The 19,361-nt window shown below is 69.6% G+C and carries 18 protein-coding genes and 1 tRNA gene; 10 read left to right on the top strand and 9 right to left on the bottom strand.

From position 1 onward, the window contains the following. Window positions 1-12: 12 nt before the first annotated feature. Window positions 13-1,125: a phosphoribosylformylglycinamidine cyclo-ligase gene (gene purM, locus BN1197_RS07435; protein WP_040157774.1), complete on the top strand. Its 1,113-nt coding sequence runs from the start codon at window positions 13-15 to the stop codon at window positions 1,123-1,125. A 90-nt stretch (window positions 1,126-1,215) separates the two neighbouring features. Here purM and BN1197_RS07430 read toward each other — a convergent pair whose 3' ends face one another. Beyond that, complete coding sequence (locus BN1197_RS07430) at window positions 1,216-1,404, bottom strand: DUF3073 domain-containing protein (RefSeq protein ID WP_040158125.1); 189 nt, start codon at window positions 1,402-1,404, stop codon at window positions 1,216-1,218. Between the two features lie 327 nt (window positions 1,405-1,731). On the opposite strand from BN1197_RS07430, the gene BN1197_RS07425 reads away from it, so the two are divergent. Continuing rightward, window positions 1,732-1,974 carry a BldC family transcriptional regulator gene (locus tag BN1197_RS07425; protein WP_040157772.1) on the top strand — a complete coding sequence of 81 codons (243 nt, stop codon included), beginning with the start codon at window positions 1,732-1,734 and terminating at the stop codon, window positions 1,972-1,974. A 129-nt stretch (window positions 1,975-2,103) separates the two neighbouring features. Here the strand turns inward: BN1197_RS07425 and csrA are convergent, their stop codons facing one another. Genes csrA through flgN form a run of 3 tightly spaced genes read right to left on the bottom strand, consistent with a single transcriptional unit; the run spans window position 2,104 to window position 3,380 of the window. Continuing rightward, window positions 2,104-2,361, bottom strand: coding sequence for a carbon storage regulator CsrA (csrA, locus tag BN1197_RS17955; RefSeq protein ID WP_040157769.1), 258 nt, complete (start codon window positions 2,359-2,361; stop codon window positions 2,104-2,106). A gap of 55 nt (window positions 2,362-2,416) precedes the next feature. Then, a complete protein-coding gene (fliW, locus tag BN1197_RS07415) occupies window positions 2,417-2,836 on the bottom strand; it encodes a flagellar assembly protein FliW (protein WP_040157766.1) in 420 nt (139 codons plus the stop codon). A gap of 31 nt (window positions 2,837-2,867) precedes the next feature. Next, the gene (gene flgN, locus BN1197_RS07410) at window positions 2,868-3,380 is read right to left on the bottom strand and encodes a flagellar export chaperone FlgN (RefSeq protein WP_040157763.1); all 513 of its coding nucleotides are present in this window, start codon (window positions 3,378-3,380) and stop codon (window positions 2,868-2,870) included. A gap of 727 nt (window positions 3,381-4,107) precedes the next feature. Between flgN and BN1197_RS07405 the strand changes: the two genes are divergently transcribed. Continuing rightward, entirely contained in the window at window positions 4,108-4,995 is an 888-nt protein-coding gene (locus BN1197_RS07405; RefSeq protein ID WP_040157760.1) for a sigma-70 family RNA polymerase sigma factor, read from the top strand. Between the two features lie 282 nt (window positions 4,996-5,277). Here BN1197_RS07405 and BN1197_RS07400 read toward each other — a convergent pair whose 3' ends face one another. Next, window positions 5,278-6,654 carry a methyltransferase domain-containing protein gene (locus BN1197_RS07400; RefSeq protein ID WP_040157757.1) on the bottom strand — a complete coding sequence of 459 codons (1,377 nt, stop codon included), beginning with the start codon at window positions 6,652-6,654 and terminating at the stop codon, window positions 5,278-5,280. Between the two features lie 387 nt (window positions 6,655-7,041). Between BN1197_RS07400 and BN1197_RS07395 the strand changes: the two genes are divergently transcribed. The 5 genes from BN1197_RS07395 to BN1197_RS07375 all read left to right on the top strand — a co-directional run bounded on the left by BN1197_RS07395 (window position 7,042) and on the right by BN1197_RS07375 (window position 12,829). After that, on the top strand, window positions 7,042-7,938 hold the full coding sequence (locus BN1197_RS07395; protein WP_052466180.1) for a sigma-70 family RNA polymerase sigma factor: 897 nt from the start codon (window positions 7,042-7,044) through the stop codon (window positions 7,936-7,938). 254 nt (window positions 7,939-8,192) lie between these two features. Then, the gene (locus tag BN1197_RS07390) at window positions 8,193-9,275 is read left to right on the top strand and encodes a flagellin N-terminal helical domain-containing protein (protein ID WP_040157754.1); all 1,083 of its coding nucleotides are present in this window, start codon (window positions 8,193-8,195) and stop codon (window positions 9,273-9,275) included. A gap of 25 nt (window positions 9,276-9,300) precedes the next feature. Then, on the top strand, window positions 9,301-10,374 hold the full coding sequence (locus BN1197_RS07385) for a glycosyltransferase family protein (protein ID WP_052466179.1): 1,074 nt from the start codon (window positions 9,301-9,303) through the stop codon (window positions 10,372-10,374). A gap of 92 nt (window positions 10,375-10,466) precedes the next feature. Next, complete coding sequence (locus BN1197_RS07380) at window positions 10,467-11,729, top strand: glycosyltransferase (RefSeq protein WP_040157752.1); 1,263 nt, start codon at window positions 10,467-10,469, stop codon at window positions 11,727-11,729. Beyond that, the gene (locus tag BN1197_RS07375) at window positions 11,726-12,829 is read left to right on the top strand and encodes a hypothetical protein (protein WP_052466178.1); all 1,104 of its coding nucleotides are present in this window, start codon (window positions 11,726-11,728) and stop codon (window positions 12,827-12,829) included. The genes BN1197_RS07380 and BN1197_RS07375 overlap by 4 nt, the downstream gene beginning before the upstream one ends. 60 nt (window positions 12,830-12,889) lie before the next feature. Here the strand turns inward: BN1197_RS07375 and BN1197_RS07370 are convergent. From BN1197_RS07370 to BN1197_RS07355, 4 genes are all read right to left on the bottom strand, one after another. Then, a tRNA-Ser gene (locus BN1197_RS07370) sits at window positions 12,890-12,978 on the bottom strand. Window positions 12,979-13,096: 118 nt separating this feature from the next. Next, window positions 13,097-13,582 carry a hypothetical protein gene (locus tag BN1197_RS07365; protein ID WP_040157749.1) on the bottom strand — a complete coding sequence of 162 codons (486 nt, stop codon included), beginning with the start codon at window positions 13,580-13,582 and terminating at the stop codon, window positions 13,097-13,099. A 49-nt stretch (window positions 13,583-13,631) separates the two neighbouring features. Further along, window positions 13,632-13,994 carry a response regulator gene (locus BN1197_RS07360; RefSeq protein WP_040157747.1) on the bottom strand — a complete coding sequence of 121 codons (363 nt, stop codon included), beginning with the start codon at window positions 13,992-13,994 and terminating at the stop codon, window positions 13,632-13,634. 68 nt (window positions 13,995-14,062) lie between these two features. Beyond that, complete coding sequence (locus BN1197_RS07355) at window positions 14,063-14,515, bottom strand: chemotaxis protein CheX (RefSeq protein ID WP_040158120.1); 453 nt, start codon at window positions 14,513-14,515, stop codon at window positions 14,063-14,065. A 403-nt stretch (window positions 14,516-14,918) separates the two neighbouring features. On the opposite strand from BN1197_RS07355, the gene BN1197_RS07350 reads away from it, so the two are divergent. After that, window positions 14,919-17,444, top strand: coding sequence for a chemotaxis protein CheW (locus tag BN1197_RS07350; protein WP_040157745.1), 2,526 nt, complete (start codon window positions 14,919-14,921; stop codon window positions 17,442-17,444). Between the two features lie 188 nt (window positions 17,445-17,632). Beyond that, a complete protein-coding gene (locus tag BN1197_RS07345) occupies window positions 17,633-19,312 on the top strand; it encodes a methyl-accepting chemotaxis protein (RefSeq protein ID WP_040157742.1) in 1,680 nt (559 codons plus the stop codon). Window positions 19,313-19,361 lie beyond the last annotated feature (49 nt).

Genomic DNA, 19,361 nt, shown 5'->3' with positions numbered 1-19,361 from the left:
GGAGCACGCGTCATGACCGACGACGCCGTCACCTACGCCTCCGCCGGAGTCGACGTCGAGGCGGGTGACCGGGCCGTCGAGCTCATGAAGGAGTCCGTGCGCCGTGCTCAGCGGCCGGAGGTTCTCGGTGGCCTCGGCGGGTTCGCCGGCATGTTCGACGCGTCGGCCCTGCGCGGCATGCGCCGGCCGGTGCTCGCGACGAGCACCGACGGCGTCGGCACCAAGGTCGCGATCGCGCAGGCCATGGACGTGCACGACACGATCGGGTTCGACCTTGTCGGCATGGTCGTCGACGACATCGTCGTGTGCGGCGCCGAACCGCTGTTCATGACCGACTACATCGCCTGCGGCAAGGTCGATCCCGAGCGCATCGCCGCGATCGTGTCGGGCATCGCCGCGGCCTGCGCTCAGGCGGGCGTCGCACTCGTCGGTGGCGAGACCGCCGAGCATCCCGGCCTGCTCGGCGAGACCGAGTACGACTGTGCCGGCGCCGCCACCGGGGTCGTCGAGTACGACGAGGTGCTTTCGCCCGATCGGGTGCAGGCCGGGGACGTCGTCGTCGCGCTCGCCTCGAGTGGTCTGCACTCCAACGGTTACTCGCTGGTCCGCGCGGTCTTCACACGGGCGGGCTGGGGTTACGAGCGGCACGTCGAGGAGTTCGGCCGCACGCTCGGAGAAGAGCTGCTCACCCCGACCCGGGTCTACGCGAAGGACCTTCTCGCGCTCGTCCGCACCGAGGGCATCGACGTGCACGCCCTCAGTCACGTCACCGGAGGCGGGCTCGCCGCCAACCTCGCGCGCGTGCTCCCGGCCGGGGTGCGCGCCGAGGTCGATCGAGGCACCTGGGCCAGGCCGGCCGTGTTCGACGTCGTGCAGCAGGTCGGCAACGTGCCCACGGCCGACCTCGAGCGAACCCTCAACCTCGGGGTGGGCTTCGTCGCGATCGTGCCTGAGAGCGACGCCGCCGCCGTACTCGCCCGATGCGACCAGCTCGATCTACCCGCCTGGGTGGCCGGCCGGGTCGTCGATGCCGAGAGCCCCGCCCGTGCGGACGCGGAGATCGTGCAGGGAGCGAAGGGCGTGCAAGGCGGAGCGGTGCAGGTGGTCGGACGTCATCGCAGCTGACCACGCGACGGGTTCCGCCGCCTCAAACACGCGGTCGGCGCACGCGTGGTGCGCCGACCTGCGAAAGGTGATGGTGAGACCGGAGGGGACTCAGTGCTCGGAGGAGCGCCAGTCGTCGTCGCCCTCGTAGCCGTAGTCCTCGGTGTCGGCCTCGTGCTCGCCGTTCGCCTTGGCACCTTTGAGCTCGCGCTCAAGCGCGCGTAGGTCGGTGTCGGGGCTGAAGTACTTCAGCTCCCGTGCGACCTTGGTCTGCTTGGCTTTAGCTCGGCCGCGCCCCATGGCGTCGACCCCCTCACGCGTCTGCCGGGGCGGCATCACGACGGCCGGGTACCCCTCGCGTCGAGGCGTACCAGGCCGTCACGGAGCGGCTCCGGGAATCTCATATCTTCGTGGGCCCTACGGTACATGGCCGAGGCGGAAAGGGAGAACCGGCTCGGTCGACCGCGACGGGGGTGGCCGCCCGGCGTGTCGGGACGCAACCCCGCAGTCTCGCCCTGCGGGTCGTAGGCGTCGTGCTGGGTGGGGTCGGCGTCGTGCTGGGTGGGGTCGCGAGGGTACGCTGGACCAATTGCACCGACGCTGAGAATCAAGCGTGAAGGGTAGCCCATGACATCTCAGGACAAGAGCGACGGCCACGACGACCTCATGACACCGGCCGAGGTGGCCGCGCTGTTTCGAGTCGACCCGAAGACGGTGACGAGGTGGGCGGTGGCAGGCAAGCTGCATTCGTTGCGCACACTCGGAGGTCACCGGCGTTACCGCGCCTCCGAGGTCCACGCCCTGCTCGCCCAGGCGTCCGGCCCCGAGGGCGTGCGCGCGAGCACCGGCACCGCCGAGGCCGCGTTCTGAGTTCTTCTTCTCCGCGAGGCGGGCGCGTGTCGCCGCGCCCCGCGCCGACGACCCTGGCCTGACCCGACGACGAGAAGGCCGACTCCCCGTCTGGGGGAGCCGGCCTTCTCGTCGTGCGCGGGGCGCCGGTCAGCCGTCGGTCTTCGGCTGGTCGTCCTCCCGGGCTCGCATTCGCTTGGCCAGAGCCGCCGCGGCGCCCGGTTGGGCGGTCGAGGCGTCCTGGTTGGCCTTCTGGAGATCGCGGTAGATCTCCTCTCGATGGATGTCGACGTCGGCGGGCGCCTTGATCCCGATCCGCACGGTGTCACCGTTGACCTCGAGGACGGTGACCACGACGTCGTGGCCGATGAGGAGGCTCTGCTGAGGACGTCGAGACAAGACCAGCACGGCGGTTCCTTAGGGGTGGGAGGGGTGAGGAACGTTGTGCGGCAAGGCTAACCGCTCAGTCGAGCTGTAGCGTCGCGCGCAGCGGCAGGTCCTGGTCGACGAGCACGATCTGAGCCGCCTCCTTGGTGTGGCGGTTGACCACGACCGGAGCGAGGAGGTTGGCCGCCGGCTGCTCGCCGTCGACGCCGAGGTTCACGAGAAGCAGGACGAGGGCGTCATCGGGCGAGGACAGGCCGAGGCGACCCGCGGTGTCGGGGTCGATCGACGGCGAGTAGTCGGGGAAGAACGGACTCGGGGCGATGACGACGAAGCCCATGTCGGGCATGTCGAGGCACTGCATGTCGAAGAGGCCTCCGGGGCTCTCCGACAGGCGGAAGTGCTGGGCGAGCGGAAAGCCGACGAGGCCCGAGGGCAGGGTGAGGTCGACGCTCTCCACCGCGGTGGACGTGGTCGAAGTGCTGCTGGTCGTGCTCATCTGGTCAAACCCCCAGAGTGGAAGAAGAAGATCAGGACTTCTGGTCGAACAGGTGCCGCCCCGCCCCGCCGGCGCGGGTGCCGGCGGCGGTGTACGTGGAATCGCGGGACGTGTGATTGAACCGGTCGAGGGTCTCCTGGACCGCCCGGTAACTCGCCTCGAGCATCGCGCTGTTGGAACGGCTCAGGAGCGAGAGCTCCTGGGTCGCCTTGGTCAGCGCATCGCGGTGCTCCTCGAGGACGTCGTCCCACGGCGCGGGCGCCGCGGAGGCGATCTCGGAGAGGGGGGTGTCCTCGGCCAGCCCGAGCAACTCGCACACGGGTCCGGCATCGACGGCACGCATGAGTTCGGCCTCCCGCATCTCACCGATGACGACCTCGATCTCGCGGGTCGAGCGACCCATCCAGCGCGTCCTGCCGGTCTCGATCAGGACGTGTTGGACCTCCAGCCGGTAGGTCAGGAGCTCGAGGAGCTCCTGGATTCGCCACAGGCCGGCGGAGAGATTCGAGAGCGCCGTCAGTGCGGCGTCGGAGGGCCCGGTCACGCGTACCTCAGCTCGTTCACGACGATCCCATCGACACCTCGGCAGAGCAGGTGAGGTTTTCGTCACCATCGGCGTTGCGGTGACCGGGTTTCTGCCTCGTCGTGTTCTCCCTCGCCGTGCGGGTGCGCCCGGTTCACGACTCCACCGTCCGAGGGTGGGGGTCGGTCGGGCCGCGTCGCGTGGGTCCCCGAGAATCTCGCGCAACAAAGACCGGTCAGTCCCGACCGACCGTGCGACTCGCGCGGCATCGCTGCAGGTCACGGGATCGGGCGCGAATCGGGCGTGGTCGGTGACCGGTCTTTGTTGCGCGAGTCGGCGTCGCACTCGGCCGGGGACCGTGACGCGGAGGAGCCGCTGTCGCCCGGGGCTGGGCGACGGATGAGGCGGGTTGGGGCGGGCGAGGAGCTGCAGCGCCCGTCGGCGGAGTGTGAATCGCATTGAAAGGCAACGGGGCACGAGTGGCCAGGAGGCCCGTGAGTGGGCGTGAAAAGTGCGAAGTGCATTCCAGGACGTTTGTATTGGACGCTCGATCAATGATGCCGCTAACTTGTTCATAAGCGCTCTGAAATGCATCTAAGCGGACGTTCGAATTGCTCACATTTTCGGCCCTGCGACGCCCTGACCAGCCAGTTTGCCCGTGGCAGTGACGATTTGTGGTCGGCTCGCGACCTTCTTAGCGTATCGGATGTGACCGCAAGAACCGTGTATTCAGGGTGTGGAGGCAGCCATGACTGACAAGGTCAGGACTGAGCCGAACGATGTGGATGAGTTGTGTCGTGCGCATTTGCCGTTGGTGCATTTTGAGGTGCGGGCGATCGGGTCGCGGCTTCCTGGGCATGTGTTCACTGATGATTTGGTGAGTGCGGGGATGGCGGCGTTGGCGATGGCGGCGAAGAGTTTTGATGCGTCGTTGGGGGTGCCGTTCGGTCGGTATGCGGTGCGTCGGATTCGTGGGGCGTTGTTGGATGAGTTGCGTTCTGCGGATTGGGCGACGCGGTCGTTGCGGGCGAAGGTGCGTCGTCGGGATGCGGTGCATGATGCGTTGGCGGCGTCGTTGGGTCGGCGGCCTTCGGTTGCTGAGGTGGCGGTGGAGTTGGGGTGTTCGGTCGCGGAGTTGGAGCGGTTGGATGCTGATCTGCATGCGTCGGTGGTGTTGCGGTTGGATGTGATCACGGATGCCTCTGGTGGTGGGGGTGTGGCGGATGCGATCTTGCCGTCGACGGATGCGACTCCTGAGGCGGTGTTGATGGCGCGGGAGCGGCAGGCGTATTTGCGGGATGCGATCGAGGCGTTGCCGGAGCGGTTGGCCACGGTGGTGCGGGGGTGTTTCTTCGAGGATCGTCCGATGCGTGAGTTGGCCGAGGATCTGGGTGTGACGGAGTCGCGGATCTCGCAGATGCGGGCGGAGGCGTTGCGGTTGTTGCGGGATGGGTTGAACTCGCAGTTGGATCCGGCGATGTTGGCCTCGAGTCCGGATCGTCCGGCGAATGCCACGGGTGCGGTGGCGCGGCGTAAGGCGGCGTATTACGCGCAGATCGCGGCGCGTTCGTCGTATCGGGACCGGCTCTCGATGCCCACCGCAGACGAAGCCGCCGCTGCATCCATGACCGGATGACAAAACAAGAACTACCGTTCAGAATCGTGTTGACAACTGAATCGCGGGGCCTGAAGGGCCCCCGACCTGCAGCGTTCCGAGGGTTACGAGGCTCCGTCCCGGCGTCGAGCCTCGCTTCGGTCCGGTCGGCCGGTGGCATTCCCCAGCCGCGGTCGACCCGTTCGGTGTCGATTCCCCCAAGCGACATCGAACATCCACCGGTTTCCCCGGCCGGTGTGGAGAGAAGACCCCCGTCGTCGTGATCCCAACACGACGGCGGGGGTCTTTGCTGCCCCCGGCTCCTCAGGCGCGACGTGCCCGCACGGCGTATTCGAACGACTCGAGCATGGTGCGGGCCTCCTCGGCGTCGGTGCCGTAGGACGACAGGCACGCCACGAGCGCGTCGAGGTGAGACGGGTCGTGCATGGGCACCTGCTCGGCTCCGCACATCTCGACCCGGCTGAGGCCGAGGCGGCGGAACATCGTGAGCGCCTCGACCATCGTGAACAGGTGGATGCTCCCGCGGTGCAGCAGTCCGGCGTCGCGGTACTCGAAGCGGTCCTGCAGCAGCAGGGGCAGCACCACCGACCAGTGCTTGACGTTCGGCACGCCCGCGACGACGACGCCGTCGGGCGCGAGGTGGGGAAGGAGGGCGGCGAGCGTGGCCTCGGGGTCGACGAGCCGGTCGAGGATGTCGACGGCGACGATCGCGTCGAACCGGCCGCGTTCGCAGTCGAGGTCACCGAGGCGGTTGAGGTCGGCGGCGACGACCTCGTGCAGGTGACGCCGTGCCTCGGTGAGGTGGCCGCCGTCGTGGTCGATGCCGGTCACCCGCGCACCGCGTTCGACAGTGAGGAGTCGACCGAAGGCTCCGTTGCCGCAGCCGAGCTGCAGGATGTCGCCGGCCGTCGGTGGAACGGCGTCGAGCAGGCGCCGGTGTCGGCTCACGGCCTCGTCCTCCGGCACGGCCGACGGGCCCGGCGGTGGGAGTGAGCCGTAACGCTCCGGGCGGTGGTGGGTGCCCTCGATGCGGGCCACGTGGTGCTCGAGGGTTCCCAGGCTGACCGAGCGTGCGCGTCGCCCCTGCCAGACGGCGGCGGCCTGGCGATACGCGGCGTCCACGTCGTCGGGATCGGCGTGCCGGGTGACACCGATCGGCTCGACCGAGACGTGCATCCCCGCCTCTCGCACCCGGTGGCAGAAGTCGACCTCGAAGCCGCCCGGCCCGGTGAAGGCCGCGTCGTCGAACCGGAATCGGGCGACGAGGTCGGGCCGCAGCACCATGCAGGCGCCGTCGACGTAGTCGACGAGGGTGCCGTCGTTGCCCGGCTCGTGCGCTCGTACGGCGCGCGGTGCCGGTCCCGTCGTCTGCCACCAGCGCAGCGCCGCGTCGGGGCCGCTCACGCCGATGACCGCGAGCGCCGGGTCGCGCTCGAACGCCGCGAGGACCCGGGTGCGAAAGTGCGGGTCGGTGATCTCGACGTCGTCGCGCAGGAGCACGACGGCCTCGGCTCCGTCGAGGTCGAGGCAGGCGTCGAGCACGTCGTTGTACGTCTTGGCCACGGGTAGGTCCGGTGACGACATGAGGGTCGCGTCCGCGCCGCCGTGGGCGGCGATCGCGGGCAGGCAGTGCCGGTCGAACCGCCGGCTGGACTCGACGCACACGCCGAAGACGAACATCGCCGTCCCTTCCGTGGGTAATCGTGGCCCTTGCGGGCACATCTCGGGTTCTCATCGGCCTCCGGGGGCCTGCGTTGAGGGCCGCCGGGCCCTCTTGGCGGGCGCCGCTGCTCGGGTGTGCCGAACTCTTTTCTTTGTGTGGGGCACCTGTTCAATACGCTCGATCGACCTTGTCGGCGACGTATGGCGAACGTAAAGGATCGTGTCTTGTTTCAGGCTTGCGCAAACCTTTGGTCAGGCCCGTTCATGCATTCATGTGATCCTCTCCAGGGGTGGGGTTTGGGTACCCTGTAAGCCTGTGACCTGGGCTGTCTCGTCAGTTGGACGGCCTTGGAGGGGCGGGTCGACGTTCTTAGCGTGTGCTGAGTGACCGCATTAAAAGGTGGGATGGAAGACATGGGACAGGACCGGAGCGCAGTAGCGCCGAACGATGTGGATGAGTTGTGTCGTGCGCATTTTCCGTTGGTGCATTTTGAGGTGCGGGCGATCGGGTCGCGGCTTCCTGGGCATGTGTTCACTGATGATTTGGTGAGTGCGGGGATGGCGGCGTTGGCGATGGCGGCGAAGAGTTTTGATGCGTCGTTGGGGGTGCCGTTCGGTCGGTATGCGGTGCGTCGGATTCGTGGGGCGTTGTTGGATGAGTTGCGTTCTGCGGATTGGGCGACGCGGTCGTTGCGGGCGAAGGTGCGTCGTCGGGATGCGGTGCATGATGCGTTGGCGGCGTCGTTGGGTCGGCGGCCTTCGGTTGCTGAGGTGGCGGTGGAGTTGGGGTGTTCGGTCGCGGAGTTGGAGCGGTTGGATGCTGATCTGCATGCGTCGGTGGTGTTGCGGTTGGATGTGATCACGGATGCCTCTGGTGGTGGGGGTGTGGCGGATGCGATCTTGCCGTCGACGGATGCGACTCCTGAGGCGGTGTTGATGGCGCGGGAGCGGCAGGCGTATTTGCGGGATGCGATCGAGGCGTTGCCGGAGCGGTTGGCCACGGTGGTGCGGGGGTGTTTCTTCGAGGATCGTCCGATGCGTGAGTTGGCCGAGGATCTGGGTGTGACGGAGTCGCGGATCTCGCAGATGCGGGCGGAGGCGTTGCGGTTGTTGCGGGATGGGTTGAACTCGCAGTTGGATCCGGCGATGTTGGCCTCGAGTCCGGATCGTCCGGCGAATGCCACGGGTGCGGTGGCGCGGCGTAAGGCGGCGTATTACGCGCAGATCGCGGCGCGTTCGTCGTATCGGGACCGGCTCTCGATGCCCACCGCAGACGAAGCCGCGGCCTCCGCCGTGAGCTGACGACGCGACTACTCTTCGCGATGCCGTCACGGGTGAACACGCCTGTGCGAAAGCTTCGGCGCCCCGGATTCTCGGCTCCCGGCGGGTGAAAGTGCCTGTGTGAGCGGGATCGAAATCCGGGCCCTTCTGGACTGACGGTCGACCGACTTCTTCTCGTTTTCACTCACTCCTTTCTCCTGACGGCCGACGAGGGGGTGACAAGGCCCGCCACGGACGGCGGGCTCAGGCACGTGCCCGGCAGGCTCCGGGCGGTCATGGAGGAAGCCGTGCGGATCGCCGTCGATCAGGACGCCCTCGCGCGCATGGTCGCGCGACACGTCACCATGCATCACGACACAACGGTGTCGGCCGCGCGCCGACTCGCCGATGCCACCCCGAACGCGGCCGACGACGCGTCCGGTCTCACCATCGCCACGCGAATGCAGGCGCAGGCCGCCGGAGTCGTGGCGGCCTCCCACAACGTCCAGGACGGCATCTCGCTCATGCAGATCGCCGACGGCGCCCTCGCCTCGATGACGGCCTACCTCCAGCAGGTGCGGGTCATCGCGCTGCAGGCCGCGAACGACACGTTCGGCGCCGAGCAGCGTTCGGGGCTGCAGGTCGGCGTGAACACGCTGCTCGACGGCTTCGACGACACCTGGCGCTCGATCAGCGACGGCGTGCGCACCATCCAGGTCGGCGCCGACGCGGGCGAGACGATGTCGCTGCCGACCCTCGACCAGGCCGAGCGCGCGTGGGCCGTCTCGGTGCGTGACCCGGAATCGGCGAAATCCGCGCTCGACGTGCTCGATGAGGCACTCGAGGAGCTCTACGCCCACCGTGCCGCGGCCGGCGCGGCCGAGAACCGGCTCCGACGCATCCTCACCACCCTCGGCGTCGAGGGCGACACGGCGCACGTCACTGCCGCTCGGATCACCGACGCCGATCTCGGACGCGAGGTCGTGCGCCTTCTGCAGTCGCGGACCTGGGCCCAGGCCGGTGGGCAGATGCTCGCCGAGGTGCAGCGGGCCGGACGTCGCGCCCTGGACCTCCTGCTCGAATCGGCCATCGAGCCCCCCGCCGAGAGCGTGCGGCCCGCAGGGCAGAGCTCGGCAGACGCGGCGAGCGCCGAGCCGCCGTCTCCCGGAGCGACGGTGATGATCTCCCCGCCCGCACCGGTCCTGGCACCGGCTTCGTCACCGGCTTCGTCACCGGCTCCGCCACCCGCCCCGGTGGGGGAGACGACGCGGACCGACGCGGTGCCGGAGGCGCCCCCGGTTGATCCGCGTGACGAGTTACCTTGGGCTGCACGGGAGTCTGCCGATAGGACGAGGACGGAGCACACTCACGCGCCCTGACGGGCAGGGCGGGATCGGAGGCCAGGTGGCACGGCTCGCTCTGGTGATCGTGGCTCGCGACGAGGCCGACCTGGTGGAGCGCGCGGTTCGTTCCGCCCAGCACCACGTCGACGAGACCGTCGTGTACGACGTCGGTTCGCCCGCCGAGACCCGGGAACGGTTCTCCGAGCTCGGAGCGAGGGTCGTCGAGGGCCGCTGGCTCGACGACGCCGCGGCCTGCCGCAACGCTGCGTTGGAGGCCGCCGACGCCGACTGGAACCTCGTCCTCGAGGGCGAGGAGTGGCTCGATGCGGGGGGCGAGGCGCTGCGCGCCTTCACGACGCAGGAGCCGGGTCACGTCGGTCTCGTCGAGGTCTGTCGCGGTGTCGGGAGCGGGCACGAGGGCGACCATCCCCGCCACCTTGCCCCGCGGCTGCTGCCGCGCGGCGTGCGGTACGAGGGCACCCATCGTGAGGAGCCCGTGTTCGACCTTCCGATGGAACGCACCGGCGTCGTCGTGCGCTCCGACGACATGGAGACCGGCCGGTGGCGGGCCGACCGCTCGCGCAACGAGGCCGTGCTGCTGCAGGCCCTCGCCGTGCGCCCGGGCGATGCGACCCTGCTCCTGCAACTGGCCGACGAACTGCGCTCGAGCGCCCGCTACGCCGAGGCTGCCGACCGCTACTCCGCCGCCCTGCAGGAGATCTCCACCGGCGACGAACGCCGCCACGCCGCCGTCATCGGCGCGCTGGAATCCGCCGTCAAGGCCGGGCGGTTGCGCGACGCGGTCGCCCTCATGGACGAACACTTGTCGCACTGGCAGCACTCGCCCGACATGGCGTTCCTCGTCGGCGATCTGCTCTTCGAGATGATGCTGACCAACCCCGAGACCGGCCCGGAGCTCACGCCACTGGTCGAGACGAGCTGGAAGCGGTGCCTGGAGCTGGGGGAGCGCCCCGATCTCGCGGGCGCCGTGCACGGTCGTGGCAGCTTCCTCGCCGCTCAGAACCTCTACGTGCTGTGCCTCGTCCTGGGCCGCAACGAGGAGGCCGAGGCCTGGGCGGAGCGGGCCGGTGCGCTGCGCGTGCCCGCCTCGTCGGCCGGCGGCCTGCTCGGCTGACGTCGGCCCGCACGGCCAAAGATTTCCAATCGCTTTACCGTCCAAGGTGTTTCGGTGCTTGAATCCGGCGCCGCGCTGCCGATGGGCGAGGCATGGAGACGCCCTCGCTCGCCTGCTGCCTCGTCCTCGGTGACGACGCCCGTGATCTGCACGGCTGCCTCGCCTCCCTCTCGGCGCTCGGAGATCTGCTCGCCGCCACCGTCGTCGTCGGGGTGGGTGCCTCGACGCGCACGCTCGACTTCGCCCGCCGTGCGGGTGCCAAGGTCGTCTCCCGGCCCGACGACGGCGACCTCGCCGCGGCCCGCAACGAGGCCGCCGAGCTCGCCGGCACGCCGTGGGTGTTCGTCCTCGACGGCGACGACCGGGTGAGCGCCGATCCTGCGATGCTCGGCAAGCTTCTCGTGGCCCAGCCCGGCGAGGTCGTGCGGCCCGACGCGCTGCAGATCGAGGTGCAGGGGGCCGACACCCCGGCCTCGCGCGAGATCCGTCTCTACCGCACCGAGGCCTGTCACTACGTCGGCGGCATCCGCCCACGCCTCGTGGCCCGAGAGGCCGGACGCACCCTGCGGCCGCTCAACCCCGGCGCCGACGTCGTGCGCGTGAGCTGCGCGCACGGCGACGACCCGGCCGGGGAACGCGCCCGGCTGCAGCGGCGTGAGGCCCGCGCCACCCGCATCATCGAGGTGCTCGACGCCGAGGGCGGGGACGAACTCGTCTCGGCGCTCGTCGAACGGGCCCGCGCCCGTCGCGGCCTCGGCGACGGCAACGGCGCGCTCGCCGACCTCAACCGGGCCCGCTCGCTGCCGTGCGGCGACCGGTACCGCGACACCGCTCGTGAGGAGCTCGTGGGGCTGCTCATCGAGCACCGTCACTTCACCGGCGCCCGCACCCTCATCTCGCAGCTGCGCAGCGGAGAGGCCGACGCGGGGTACAGCGACTGGCTCGAGGCGCAGGTCTCCGCGGCGGAAGGGCAGGCGTCCGAGGCGCTGCGCATCGTCGACCGGCTGCGTGATCGCGGGCTGCTGACGCGGGCGGACGGTGGCGTCGTCGCGCCCCCGGAGATCCTCAACGAGACGATGATCCTCGCGGCCCGCGTGCACGACTACGACAAGGCGTTCGAGTGCTGCCTCGAACTCGTGTCACGGCACGGCCAGGTCCGGCGCTACGGGCGACTGCTGCTCAAGCTGTGGGGCGCACGCTCGCCCGAGAGCCTCGCGACGCGGCTCGTCGAGGCGGGCGCGCCGATCGACCCGGTGGCCGCGGCACTGCGCAGCCTGCCCGACCCCGGGCCCGCCGCGGCCGACGCCCTCGAGGCGCGTCGCCCCGAGCTCACCCAGGTCGCCGCCTCGCTGTGAGCGCCGACTCCACCGATCTGCTCCTCGACCCCCAGGACCACGCCCCGATGCCGACCGACGCCCGTACGGACCTGCCACCGTCCCGCGACGAGAGCCCTGCCGACGCCGCGGGCGAATCCGCCGACCCCGCCGACTCCGCCGAGTTCGCCCGGTTCGTCAGCGCACCCGGCCACGACGCCGACGCCACGGTGGGCGACTACCTCGCCGTCGACATCGGGCCGCGTGGACTGCGTGCGCGGCGCACGGGCACCGAGCCCGAGATGCGTCTCGACATCCCCCAGTTCGACACCTGCCCCCGCGCCGAGGACCTGTGGGGCGCGGTCGCCCCACTGACCACCGGCAGCGCGCCGGCCCTCGCGGTGTGGACCCTCGGTGGGGACGCCGCCGGCCTCGAACCGGCCGCGTTGCTCGCGGCCGCGCCGGGCACGACCCGCACGATCGTCGTCGACGCCGCGATCGCCACCCTCGTCGGGTCGCTGGGCGCCGTCGAACCGGGTGTCGTCCTCGAGATGACGACCGGGGTGCGCACGATCGTCACGGACTTCGACCAGGTGTGGCACCGCATCGACGGCTGGGGCCCGATCCTCGGTGACCGCGGGTCGGCCTCCTGGCTGGGCGGTCAGGGGCTCGCGGCCGGGTTGCGGTACCTCGACGGGGTCCCCGGCGGCTCCGAACCGCTGCTGCAGGCCGCCCGGCACGCGTTCGGTGACGAGCGCACGTGGCCCGAGCTGCTGCGCACCCTCCCGCAGGCCGAGTTCCTCGCCGACTTCGCGCCCGTCGTCGGCGACCTCGCGCGCCAGGACCCCGTGGCCGAGGGCCTGTGCCGGCTCGCCGGCGAACACCTCGCCGACGCGATCTGCGTCGGCGCCGAGTTGCTGCCGGGCCGCCCGCTCACCGCGACCGGCGCGCTGCTGCTCGTCGACGCGATCAAGGTCTCGTTCGCGAGCGCCCTCGGCAAGCGCTACAAGGTGCTCGAGCCCGCCCTCGGCGACACCCTCGCGGGCACCCGCACCATCGCCGAACACGTCCTCGCGGGGGGCCGGTTGCCCCACCACCCGCCCCACATCCACCTGCGCGGCGCCGAGGCGATCGGCCGCTGAGCGAGGTGGGAGAACACCAAGGGGGCGGGCCCGTGATGGGCCCGCCCCCTTGGTGTTCGGTGGCGGAGGATAGGGGATTTGAACCCCTGAGGGTGATTAACCCAACACGATTTCCAATCGTGCGCACTAGGCCACTATGCGAATCCTCCATCGGAGAGCGTACCTGATCAGACCCCGTGAAACCGAATCCGCTCCGGCTCCCCGAGGGGGTGCCGGAGCGGATCGGAGCGGGTGGCCGCAGGCCCGGGAAGGGGCCGCCGCCGCCCGTCAGAACGGGATGATGATGCCGAGCGAACCCGTGCCGTAACCGTCGACGTCGAGCGTGAAGTCCTCGCGGGAGCCGAGGCCGCGGATCTGCATGGCCTCGGCGCGAGGAAGGATCATGCCCGGCTGGTAGACGGTCTTGAGCTTGAGGTTGGCGCCCGTCTCGTCGTCGAAGAACAGCGACGAGAAGATGTTGAGCACCTCGTAGAAGTTGTCGTAGAGCGCCGCCGGCAACTCCTTGTTCTCGATGGCCGTCGCGGCACCGGTCGCCGGAACGAGCCCGAGGGCCGCGCCGGCACGGGCCGAGAGTTCGAGGTCGGCCGCCACGAGAGCACGGGTCTCACCGTGACCGTCCATGTACGTGCCCACGCAGCAGGCACGCCGGGCGGTGGGCACGACCTTCTCGGTCTGCGTCGCGATGGTGACGTCGCGCCCCAGCAGGCTCTCGAAGAGGTCCTTGATGGGCTTGTGGTCGGGGATCTTGGCCATCGTCGCGTCGCTTCGTTCGATACGGGTCGGAACAGGAGGGGTCGGCTCGTCAGCCGAGGACCGGCTTGAGGGCCTCGGCGAACATGTCGGCCGTGAAGGGCTTGGCGATGAGGAACAGCGCCCCGCCCTCGTCGGCCTGGGAGCGCATCGTGTCCGAGCCCTCGGAGGTGACGAACCCGAACGGCACCTGGTTGCCCTCGGCGCGCAGCGCGGTGAGGAACTCGATGCCGTTCATGTTGGGCATGTTCCAGTCGGAGAGGACGAGGTCGGGGCTGTTGGCCTTGACGGCGGCCAGGCCCTCGGCACCGTCCTCGCACTCGATGATCTCGGCACCGTCGTAACCGGCCTGACGGAGGGTCCTGACGACGATCATGCGCATGGCGCGGCTGTCGTCCGCGACTACAACCTTCACGGTGAATCTCTCTTTCGGGGAGTACGTGCTACGGGCAGGGCCCCGGCGGATGCCGAGGCAGGGAACGGTCAGTCCTGGCGGTTCCACACGGTGACGAGGATCGGCCTGTCGCCGCACATGTAGAGGGAATGGAGGAGCTTCTTCGCCGACGGCACCTTGAGCGTGGGGCTCACGCCCTGGGCGACCACCGGCAGCGAGAGGGCGCTGGGCTCGGGCAGCAGGCTCTTGATGTTGCCGCCGACCATGTTGGTGAGCTCGCCGATCGCGTCGCTGATGTCGTCGTCGGAGGCCTCGTCCTCGGCGAGGCCGAACATCGTCGCGCCGAAGAGTCGAGCGGCGTCCTGGCCCATCTCGACGCAGATCAGACAGTCCGTCGCACCGTTGACCGCGACGGAGCCCGACATGGCCGGCCCGTCGATCTGCTTCGGCGCCTCGAGGTCGACGGCGTCCACGGGCAGGCCGAGCATGGAGCTCCAGACCTCGTTGACGATCGCTGCGACATCGTCGTTTGACAGGTGCATCCTCGGTCCTTCGATGGCGACCACGGTGGTCTGGTGGTACTCGGTGACGCGGGCCCTGCGTCTCACGACCGCGAAACGGCAGCAGGGACAATGTCATCCGCAAGGGGACAACCTCTTTATCGGCGTCGGCGCCGATGACCTGAGCGCCCAATGTGACGCGAATCGCCGCTGGTCAGAACGGAAGCACCAGGGGTTGCCGACCGTGGTCACCGCACGTCCGCGAGCGCGGGCGCGTACGCGCGCGTAGACCGCACGCGTCGGCAGAAGACGCGCCGGCTCGGTCGAGTCGCGGATGCGTGGCGTCGTCGGAGGCACCCCCGAGGGGGTGGGTGAACTCTCGCTCAGGTCACCAAGTCTGCCGCCGATGGGTGGGCGAGCAAGATCAGCGACCAGGAAGGTGCCCATGGACGGCATGGAGGAGATCGTTCAGGAATTCCTCGTGGAAAGTCACGAGAACCTGGACCAGCTCGACCAGGACCTGCTCGCGTTGGAGCGGGAGCCGGAGTCGAGGGAGCTGCTGTCGAGCATCTTCCGGACGCTGCACACGATCAAGGGAACGAGTGGGTTCCTCGCCCTGCACACCCTGGAGCGGGTGGCGCACGCCGGCGAGTCGCTGCTGTCCAAGCTGCGCGACGGTGAGATGGTGCTCAACCCCGAGATGGCCACCGCGCTGCTCGAGATGGTCGACGCCGTGCGCTCCCTGCTCGGCCACATCGAGAACGACGGCCACGAGGGCTCCGAGGAGTACCAGGAGCTCACTGCCAAGCTGCACGCGCTGCTCGAAGGACGCTCCCCGGCCGCCGAGGCCGCGGCCGGCGGTGTCGAGGCCGCGTCCGTCGCCGCCCCCGCCGTGTCGGCGGTGGCCCAGAACGAGCAGGTGAGCGAGCCGATGACCGAGTCGTACCAGGAGAGCGTGACGACGACCACCGACGGTGCGACGACGACCACCGTCTCGACGTACGAGGAGTCGATGGAGGCCGCGGACGGCACGTCGGTCTCGGTGACCACCGTCGCCACCGAGCAGCGTCCCGCCGAGGCGAACTCCACCGAGACCCCCACCGGCGGCGATGAGCACTCCGGCTCCGTCGACGCCGGCGACGTCTCCGGTGACTCCGACGACGCGAAGAACGAGGCCGTCAACGCCGTCAAGGCCGCAGCCACCGCCCAGGCCGGCGCGGCCCAGGCCGCGACTGCTCCCGCCGGTGACGGCGGCGAGAAGAAGTCGCGTTCGGTCGCCGACAGCAGCATCCGCGTCGACGTCGACCTGCTCGACTCGCTCATGAACCTCGTCGGCGAGCTCGTGCTCTCGCGCAACCAGCTCGTCCAGCGCGCCGCCGCGAGCGACGACCAGGAGCTCCAGCGCAGCATGCACCGCCTCTCGCTCGTCGCGAGCGAGCTGCAGGAGGGCGTCATGAAGACGCGCATGCAGCCCATCGAGAACGTGTGGAACAAGATCCCCCGCGTCGTGCGTGACCTCGCCAACCAGATGGGTCGCCGGATCCGCGTCGAGATGGAGGGCAAGGAGACCGAGCTCGACAAGACGATCCTCGAGGCCATCAAGGACCCGCTGACCCACCTCGTGCGCAACTCGTGCGACCACGGCATCGAGCCGCCGGACGTGCGCATCGCCAAGGGCAAGAACCCCGAGGGCGTCCTGCTCATGCGGGCGTTCCACGAGGGCGGCCAGGTCAACATCGAGATCATCGACGACGGCGCCGGCATCAATCCCGACAAGGTCAGGGAGAAGGCCGTCGAGAAGGGTGTCATCACCCGCGAAGAGGCCGACCGCATGTCGGATCGCGACGCTCAGCACCTCATCTTCCGCGCCGGGTTCTCCACCGCCGAGAAGGTCTCCAACGTCTCGGGCCGTGGTGTCGGCATGGACGTCGTCAAGACCAACATCGAGAAGATCGGCGGCGTCATCGACGTCAGCTCGGTCTACGGCGAGGGCACGACGACCCGCATCAAGATCCCGCTGACGCTCGCGATCATCCCGGCCCTGCTCGTGCGGGGCAAGGACAACATGTTCGCGATCCCGCAGGTCAACCTCCTCGAGCTCGTGCGCCTCGACAAGGAGCAGATGGCCGAGCGTCTCGAGACGATCCAGGGCACGCCCGTGTACCGCCTCCGCGGCCAGTTGCTGCCGCTCGTCGACCTGCGCGACCAGCTCGGCGTCGACAAGGAGGAGCACGACACGACGTTCATCGCCGTGCTGCGCGCCGACCAGCGCCAGTTCGGGCTCGTCGTCGACGACATCGAGGACACCGAGGAGATCGTCGTCAAGCCGCTCGGCCGGCAGTTGCGCGGCATCGACCTCTACGCCGGCGCCACCCTCATGGGTGACGGCCGCGTGGCGCTCATCCTCGACGCCAACGCGCTGGCCGCGCACGCCGGCATGGTCAACGAGAGCGCCGAGGCCGCCCGCCGGGCCGCCGAGGAGGCGATCCTGTCGAACAAGGACTCGACCTCGCTGCTCGTCGTCAAGCTCAGCAACGGCCGCCGGGTGGCGCTGCCACTCGCGTGCGTCGAACGGCTCGAGGAGTTCTCGATGTCACGCGTCGAGACCGTCGGCCCCAACCAGGTCGTGCAGTACCGCGGAGTGATCCTCCCGCTGCTGCGCCTGGCCGACGACTACGGCAGCTACGACGCGATGGAGGAGCAGGACGCCTCACTGCAGGTCGTCGTGTGCCACCACCAGGGTCACCTGTTCGGGTTCGTCGTCTCGCAGGTGCTCGACATCGTCGAGGACGAGCTCGCGATCCGCACCCACCTCGACACCGGTGGCAACCTCGGCTCCGCCGTCGTCAACGAGCACGTCACCGAGCTGCTCAACATCGACGCCACGCTCGCCGCCCTCATGCCTCCGGAGGTTCCGGAGCTGCTCGGCGCCGAGGGGTACTCGGGCGCGTTCTCCGGACACGGCTACTGATCGAGGCCCACCTCATGATCCGCTCGACGGCACCGCAACTGCGGTGCCGTCTGCGGTTTCACCGGTAGCACTCACCACGACACCCATCACGGCCCACAACGACACCAACAACCACACGCACCGGACGACACACCCCGACCACCACCCCACCCCGACCACCGCTCGTCGCACCACCCGGGAGGAACGGCATGCCCGCAACCGAGGTCGCCCCACTACAGGTCGCACCGCTACCCGAAGGCGGCCACCCGGCCGCCGCCGACGGGAGCAGACAGCGCGGGCTCGGAGTCCGCGGCAAGGTCCTCGGCGTCGGCGTCCTGGGCGTCGCCGGCCTCCTCCTGCTCACCCTCGTGAGCACCTGGAGCTACTCGCGGTTGGAGAACGCGGCGCACGAGATCGCCGCTGCCTCGGTGGCGCGCGCGGCGTCCAACCACACGCTCACGCTCATCAACGCCGCCAACGCGTACGAGAACGCGTACGCGGTCGACGTGCACAGCAAGGGCGTCAAGGCGATCAAGGGCTCCGACCCGAACCGCAAGGCGTTCGAGGCGACGATGAAGGAGCTCGACGACCACCTCGCCAACTTCCCGGAGCTGAAGACGGAGGAGGGACGTGCGGGCCTCGAGGCGGTCAAGTCCGCCGCCGCGGAGTTCGCGCAGGCCGACGCACGAGCGGTCGAGTTGTACGAACAGGGCACCAAGGAGTCCACGGCACAGGCCGACCAGGTCGTCACCGCCGAGACCTCGGCGCTGGTGCAGAAGCTCACGGACGCGGCCGACCAGGTCACGGAGTCGGCGAAGGCCCGCGCCAAGACCGCGGAAAACGACGCCGCTGCCGCGGCCACCATGTCGCGGTGGATCTCGTGGATCCTCCTCGTCATCGTCGCGGGCATCGTGCTCGCACTCGCGAGCCGCATCGCCGGCGCGTTCCTCAGGGCGGCGAACGGCGTCAAGACGACGCTGCAGGCGATGGGGCGCGGCGACCTCACCGTCCCCTGCACCCACACCGGCACCGACGAGCTCGGCGAGATGGCCGTCGCGGCCGAGACCACACGAGTCGCGATGCAGGAGGTCATGTCGGAGGTCGGCAACGCCGCGTCGTCGGTGGCCGCGGCCTCCGAGGAATTGTCGGCCACGTCGGCCCAGCTCAACGGCTCGGCCACCGAATCGTCCAAGCAGGCCGGCCTGGCCTCGGGCTCGGCCGAGGAGGTCTCGCGCAACGTGCAGACCGTCGCGGCCGGCACCGAGGAGATGACCGCCTCGATCCGCGAGATCGCGAAGAACGCCAACGACGCCGCCGGTGTCGCGGCCTCCGCGGTGCAGGTCGCCGACCGCACCAACGGCACCGTCGCCAAGCTGGGGGAGTCCAGCGTCGAGATCGGCAACGTCATCAAGACGATCACGAGCATCGCCGAGCAGACCAACCTTCTCGCTCTCAACGCGACGATCGAGGCCGCGCGGGCGGGGGAGGCCGGCAAGGGCTTCGCCGTCGTCGCCAACGAGGTCAAGGACCTGGCCCAGGAGACGTCGAAGGCCACCGAGGACATCAGTCACCGTGTCGAGGCGATCCAGGTCGACACCGAGGCCGCGGTGGCGGCGATCAGTGAGATCTCCTCGATCATCGCGCAGATCAACGACACGCAGGCCACCATCGCCAGCGCCGTCGAGGAGCAGACCGCGACGACCAACGAGATGGGCCGCAACGTGAACGACGCCGCGTCGGGCGCCGACCGGATCGCGCAGAGCGTGACGTCGGTGGCCCGCTCGGCCGGCGACACCACCTCGGCGGCCGACAACACCTCCCACGCGGCCCAGGAGCTCGCCCAGCGCGCCGGTGAGCTCCAGTCCCTCGTGGGGCGGTTCCAGTACTGAGCCGCCCGCGCGCCCCGCGCGGCCGAGGGCGCGCGGGCGGAATGAGTTG

The organism is Mobilicoccus massiliensis, assembly GCF_000826525.2.
Classification (GTDB): Bacteria; Actinomycetota; Actinomycetes; order Actinomycetales; family Dermatophilaceae; genus Mobilicoccus; species Mobilicoccus massiliensis.
The sequence above is the reverse complement of the archived record's forward strand: the minus strand, read 5'-3'. Positions and strand labels throughout refer to the sequence as shown.